1 protein-coding gene is annotated in these 419 nt (G+C 65.9%); it reads left to right on the top strand.

What is annotated here, in order from left to right; translation table 11 throughout:
- Nucleotides 1-65: 65 nt before the first annotated feature.
- Nucleotides 66-419, top strand: a 354-nt coding sequence (locus tag EN857_RS33360; RefSeq protein WP_135897678.1) for a hypothetical protein, incomplete at its 3' end; no start/stop codon positions are given.

The raw sequence follows: 419 nt of genomic DNA, 5'->3' as shown, positions 1-419 counted from the left end.
CCGGTGTCTTCCTAGTTCCGGGCGGCCGTGCGAACCTGCCCGCGATGATTCGGGGGAGGTCGGCGGTGACGCTGTTTCGCATGGTTGCGCTGGCGGCACTGGTCCTGGCCAATTCGGCTGAGGCCGCCGACATGGCCTTCTGCATCAAGAACCTGCGCAAGGAAGGGGTCGCGGTCGAGCTGTTCAGCCGCGACCGCGAGATCGTCTGGCCGGGCAACGACAAGGTGTTCCTCATCCGTCCGGGGGCGAAGAAATCCGTGCCGATCTCCTGCGACAATGGCGAGCACATCTGCTGGGGCGCTTGGGTGAACGGCGACGATTCCGTCACCGCCGGCGTCGGCCCCGACAACGACCGCGCTTGCGACACCTGCTGCTTCATCTGCACCGACCATTCGACCGAGACGGTGGATCTGGCGGAG

Origin of the sequence: Mesorhizobium sp. M4B.F.Ca.ET.214.01.1.1 (assembly GCF_004791545.1) — a bacterium.
GTDB lineage: Bacteria > Pseudomonadota > Alphaproteobacteria > Rhizobiales > Rhizobiaceae > Mesorhizobium > Mesorhizobium abyssinicae.
Note: the sequence above shows the minus strand (reverse complement) of the source record. Positions and strands in the feature narration are given on the sequence as shown.